This is a genomic window from Litoribacterium kuwaitense, assembly GCF_011058155.1.
Classification (GTDB): Bacteria; Bacillota; Bacilli; order Bacillales; family DSM-28697; genus Litoribacterium; species Litoribacterium kuwaitense.
In genome coordinates this window covers 1-4193 of record NZ_JAALFC010000081.1, presented here as the reverse complement: position 1 = coordinate 4193, position 4193 = coordinate 1, and the positions used below count along the sequence as shown (strand labels likewise).

6 protein-coding genes are annotated in these 4193 nt (G+C 43.6%); all 6 read right to left on the bottom strand.

Features of this window, described 5'->3' with window-relative positions; all coding sequences use genetic code 11:
- Nucleotides 1–314: 314 nt before the first annotated feature.
- Nucleotides 315–1805 (bottom strand): lysine--tRNA ligase, encoded by a 1491-nt coding sequence (lysS, locus tag G4V62_RS18795; RefSeq protein ID WP_165205152.1) that lies wholly within the window; start codon nucleotides 1803–1805, stop codon nucleotides 315–317.
- Nucleotides 1806–1833: 28 nt separating this feature from the next.
- Nucleotides 1834–2826 carry a tRNA dihydrouridine synthase DusB gene (gene dusB, locus G4V62_RS18790; RefSeq protein ID WP_165205150.1) on the bottom strand — a complete coding sequence of 331 codons (993 nt, stop codon included), beginning with the start codon at nucleotides 2824–2826 and terminating at the stop codon, nucleotides 1834–1836.
- A gap of 5 nt (nucleotides 2827–2831) precedes the next feature.
- Complete coding sequence (locus tag G4V62_RS18785; protein ID WP_165205146.1) at nucleotides 2832–3050, bottom strand: helix-turn-helix domain-containing protein; 219 nt, start codon at nucleotides 3048–3050, stop codon at nucleotides 2832–2834.
- Nucleotides 3002–3532: a 2-amino-4-hydroxy-6-hydroxymethyldihydropteridine diphosphokinase gene (gene folK / locus G4V62_RS18780; protein ID WP_165205148.1), complete on the bottom strand. Its 531-nt coding sequence runs from the start codon at nucleotides 3530–3532 to the stop codon at nucleotides 3002–3004. Before folK ends, G4V62_RS18785 begins: the two co-directional genes overlap by 49 nt.
- A complete protein-coding gene (gene folB, locus G4V62_RS18775; RefSeq protein WP_165205144.1) occupies nucleotides 3526–3891 on the bottom strand; it encodes a dihydroneopterin aldolase in 366 nt (121 codons plus the stop codon). Before folB ends, folK begins: the two co-directional genes overlap by 7 nt.
- Nucleotides 3884–4193, bottom strand: a 310-nt coding sequence (locus G4V62_RS18770; protein ID WP_165205142.1) for a dihydropteroate synthase, incomplete at its 5' end; no start/stop codon positions are given. The genes G4V62_RS18770 and folB, both read right to left, overlap by 8 nt.

Sequence of the window (4193 nt, the reverse complement as noted above, 5' to 3'; positions counted from 1 at the left end):
ATAGAAGCGATTCGTCCTTTGCACAGTTGTTTGTTTTACATGTCGATGTCTCGACATGGCACGTTTGTACGCTTGGCTTTTGTTCAGTTTTCAAAGGGCGATTCGTCAAAGCGACTTTTTGATTATAACACCGAGAAAAAAACAAGTCAAGATGTTTTTTAAATAGATGTTGTTGTGAACCTCGCCTCGTTTCGGCGACAGATAATAATATACCATGGACCTGTATCTCATTTCAAGCATTTTTTTTAAAAAAATCTTTTTGATTATGAAAAACGGAGAGGGCGGCTTTTCACCGCCCCTTCTCTTCTGAAAAATTAGCGCTGGCGCATTAAAGGAAATAGCAGAACATCTCTGATGGATGGTGAGTTTGTTAAAAGCATGACGAGGCGATCAATACCAATACCCAACCCACCAGTTGGCGGCAGCCCATACTCTAACGCTTCAAGGAAATCTTCATCCATTTCATGGGCTTCATCATTCCCTGCTTCCCGCTCTTTTAATTGAGATTCAAATCGCTCTCTTTGATCGATAGGATCATTTAATTCAGTAAAGGCGTTGGCGTGCTCACGTCCAACAATAAACAGCTCGAAACGATCCGTAAAGCGATCGTCATGATCATTCTTTTTCGCAAGCGGTGACACAGCGACTGGATGTCCGTAAATAAATGTTGGTTGAATTAAGTGTTCTTCAACCTTCTGTTCAAAAAACTCATTGACAATATGTCCGAAGCTCATGTGCGAATCTACTTCAATACCGTGTTCTTTTGCAAGTGCGTGTGCTTCTTCATCAGAGAAATCTCCCCAGAAATTTACACCTGTATGCTCTTGGATTGCATCCACCATATGCTTTCTTGTCCAATTTGGGCTTAAATCAACCTCATGGTCACCGTATGTGATTTGATGTGTACCAAGCACTTCTTTCGAGATATAAGCAATCATCTGCTCAGTTAGTGCCATAATATCCTTATAATCGGCATACGCTTCATAAAGCTCGATCATTGTAAATTCAGGGTTATGACGTGTCGATACCCCTTCGTTTCGAAACACGCGGCCAATCTCATATACTTTTTCTAACCCGCCAACGATCAAGCGTTTTAAATGGAGCTCAATCGCAATGCGCATATATAATTCCATATCAAGAGCATTGTGATGCGTCACAAAAGGCTTTGCTGTTGCTCCCCCAGCGATTGTGTGCATCATCGGCGTTTCCACTTCAAGAAAGCCCCTGTCATCTAAATAATGACGCATGGCCTGTAAAATCCTACTTCTTGTCACAAAAGTCTGCTTGCTTTCATCATTTGACATTAAATCTAAGTACCGCTGACGATAGCGTTGCTCAATATCTTTGAGTCCATGATATTTTTCAGGCAACGGGCGAAGGGCCTTTGATAAGATTTCAAAATGATGAACCTTAATAGATAGTTCACCGACATTCGTTTTAAACATTTGCCCCTTCACACCGACAATATCTCCAAGATCCGCTAGTTTAAATAGCTCATAGGTGTCTTCACCAACGGTATCCTTGCGAACATAAAGCTGGATTTGTCCATCCAAATCTTGAATGTGAGCAAATCCTGCTTTCCCTTTTCCCCGTTTTGTCATAATCCGTCCAGCAATGACAACCTCTGCTTCGCTTTCTTTAGCTTCAAGCTCTTCTTTTGAAAATTGATCATATGTTTGAAACAGCTCTGCTGACTTGTGCGTGCGCTCAAATCTTTGACCAAACGGATCCGCTCCTGTATTACGAATCATTTGTAACTTTTCGCGACGCACCTGCAACTGATCACTTTGTTCTTCCGTGCCCATCTCCATCACTCCGATCTCTCTTCTTCAATTAACCTACGGCCTGTCTCGTCTCACCAAACTGCTCTACAAACTCGCGAAGCACATTGGCAATATCATCGCGTGTTTCACAATGATTAATTTGTTTTCGAGCATTACCGTTTCCTTTCAGCCCTTTCAAATACCATGCAGCATGCTTACGCATTTCCTTCACCGCAATGTCCTCACTCTTTAAGGAGATTAAACGATCCATATGAAGTAGGCACACATCAATCTTTTCTTTAGGCGTTGGTTCTCCTTCCAACACACCCGTTTCCAGATACTTCACCGTGCGGTAAATCATCCAAGGATTCCCTAACGCCGCTCGTCCAATCATGACACCGTCGACACCTGTTGTATCAAGCATTTGTTGGGCATCTTGCGGTGTCTCTACGTCTCCGTTTCCAATGACTGGGATGGATACAGACTGCTTTACCTCGCGAATGATATCCCAATTCGCCTGACCTTCGTACATTTGAACACGCGTTCGTCCATGCAATGAAACCGCTTGGCCACCTGCTCGTTCAATCGCTTGGGCATTTTCCACCGCATAAATATGATCTTCATCCCAGCCCATGCGCATTTTTACAGTCACAGGCTTATCTACGGCGTCGACGACAGCGGCTACCATCTCATAAATTTTCTTAGGGTCAAGAAGCCATTTTGCACCTGCATCACATTTTGTAATCTTTGGAACTGGACATCCCATGTTGATATCAATAATATCTGCTGTCGAGTTTTGATCTACAAATTTAGCGGCCTCGACAAGGCTGTCTTTCTCACCACCGAAAATTTGCAGGCTCATTGGCTTTTCACGTTCATCTATATATAGCATGTTCATCGTTTTTTCGTTTTTAAACAAAATCCCTTTATCACTGACCATCTCGGCACAGACCAATCCAGCACCAAATTCTTTCACTGTTAGCCGAAAGGCAGAGTTACACACGCCTGCCATAGGGGCGAGTACAACACGATTAGGGATAGACACATTTCCTATAGTAAACAAATTTCTCACCTCTCTTTTTCTTCTAAAGGCATGAGTTCTTCTATTGTAATGTCTAAGCTTTTCGCAATGTCAGCCATCAATTCAGCGTCTGGCCTCCGGTGACCACGTTCGATATCACCTAAAATAGAGACAGAGACACCTACATGCCTTGCGAACGTCTCCTGCGTATGCCCTTTTAACTTTCGAAAAGCGCGAATGCGCCGCCCCCAGCATTGTGTTTCCATACGTAGATCCCTTCTTTGTCAGGACAATGCCTGATCAGTTCTGATAAGGTTGCCGTTTCATCGGGAATAAGAAAAGAGCCCGGCAGTAGATCGTGCAACGGACGTAACACAAACATACGCTGTGTCATTCTTGGATGGGGAATTTCCAACTCATTTGTTTTTATATTCTCCATATTATATAACAGAATGTCAATATCAAGCGTCCTAGGCCCCCAGCGAACATCGCGTTTACGATGATGTCTTTGTTCAATGAAAGCCGTTTCTTTTAAAAGATCTGCTGGTGAAAGAGATGTTTGCACTTCAACGACCATATTTAAAAATTGCGCTTGATTTGTATAACCAACAGGCTCCGTTTCATAAATGGACGACGAGCGAACGACCTTTGTCTCAGGAATTGCATGGAGGTCATACACAGCCTCTTTTAAAAATTGTTCTCTTACACCCATGTTTGACCCTAGCGCTACATACACTTGATTCACGATGACCGCTCCCTCGTAATTTCTACCGCTACATGATCATAGTGACCAGGAATGGGGGGATCAGGTTTTATAATTTTGATCGTGAGAGAGTGAACGTGATCAAATGCAGTAAACAGCGCTTGAGCTACCGATTCGGCAAGCGCCTCAAGGAGTTTAGCAGGAGTGCCTTCCATAACCTTCTGAACAACTTCATACACTTCTGCATAATTGACCGTTTGCGCTAAATGATCTGACTGCCCTGCTGGTTGCAAATCCAAATACAGAACCACATCTGCCATAAAACGCTGACCTAGCCTGTTCTCTTCCGGAAGCACGCCGTGGTAGCCATAAAAACGCATACCATTGATGAGAATTTTATCCATGCCAATCTCCCTTTCCGATGAGCGCATCCATCATTTTTACCATGCGCGCAATTTGTTTAACGTCATGCACGCGCACGATACCTGCTCCCTTTGTGATTCCGTAACATACAGTGGCTCCCGTGCCCTCGAGCCTCTGATCTACAGGCAAATCGAGCACTTGGCCGATAAAGGACTTTCTCGACGTCCCAAGAAGAACAGGATAGCCCCATACAGCAATGTCGTCTAAGTGACGAATGACTTCAATGTTTTGTGCAGGTGATTTCGCAAAACCGACGCCAGGATCTAAAATGATCTGCTCTTTT